Below are 278 nucleotides of genomic sequence, written 5' to 3'. Positions count from 1 at the left end.
CCTGAATAACACTCTGTCTCGACCATAGCAGAGGGTTTTGGCAGACAAGTGCACCAGCTCGCGAATCAACCGTACATCACTCATTCTTCAGCAATCGAGCATAAGCCAGTAAAGCTGTCAGTGCTGCGGATCCGCTCGGCTTGGTTTAGAGAATGCACCCGTTTGCGTTCCGAAGGGCAGGCAAACGGGTTAGGATCTCGCCCTAGACGGGTCGTGTGCAGTTGCTTTGACAGCACCAACTTTAATATCGGTATCGGCGCAGTCCCCGAGCCCTCCAC

The 278-nt window shown here is 54.0% G+C and carries 1 protein-coding gene; it reads right to left on the bottom strand.

Annotated elements, in window-relative coordinates; genetic code table 11:
* Window positions 1–80 precede the first annotated feature (80 nt).
* Window positions 81–278 (bottom strand): hypothetical protein (locus AC0IYH_RS31235; RefSeq protein ID WP_471838083.1); only part of this gene is annotated, 198 nt, incomplete at its 5' end.

The organism is Pseudomonas sp. AC463, from assembly GCF_979253585.1.
The sequence above is the reverse complement of the archived record's forward strand: the minus strand, read 5'-3'. Positions and strand labels throughout refer to the sequence as shown.